The organism is Vibrio sp. 2130-1 (assembly GCF_033339515.1).
Window position 1 is genome coordinate 1 of record NZ_JAWOUT010000556.1, and the last position, 566, is coordinate 566.

The 566-nt window shown below is 47.2% G+C and carries 1 protein-coding gene; it reads left to right on the forward strand.

Annotated elements, in window-relative coordinates; genetic code table 11:
• Positions 1-566: helicase-related protein (locus R7Q09_RS27360; RefSeq protein WP_318144109.1), on the forward strand; the 566-nt coding region annotated here is incomplete at both ends.

The window sequence follows — 566 nt, forward strand, 5'->3', positions numbered from 1 at the left end:
CGTAAACCAAAACGCATCGAAGTAGAGCGTGCAAACACTACTGCGCACACTGTTGCTCACGTACTTTACCCAGTAGATCAAGAACGTAAAACAGAACTGCTTTCTGAACTGATCGGTCGCAAAAACTGGCAACAAGTTTTGGTGTTTGTAAACTACAAAGAAACCGCAAATGATGTGGTGAAAGAGTTGAAACTTGACGGCATCAAAGCAGTAGTTTGTCACGGTGACCGTGCTCAGAGTGCTCGTCGTCGTGCGCTAGAAGAGTTCAAAACGGGCAAAGTTCGCGTCATGGTAGCAACGGACGTGGCAGCGCGTGGTTTGGATATTGAAGATCTACCTCACGTAGTGAACTACGACATGCCTTTCCTTGCTGAAGATTACGTTCACCGAATCGGCCGTACTGGTCGCGCGGGTAAGCAAGGTCATGCGGTTTCGTTCGTAAACCGAGATGAAGAGCTAACGGTTGTTCAAGTAGAAAACCTCATTCAGCAACGCATTCGTCGTATCGAACTTGCGGGTTATGAGCCAAAACAGCGTGAATCTTACATCGAGAAATTGAACTCGAA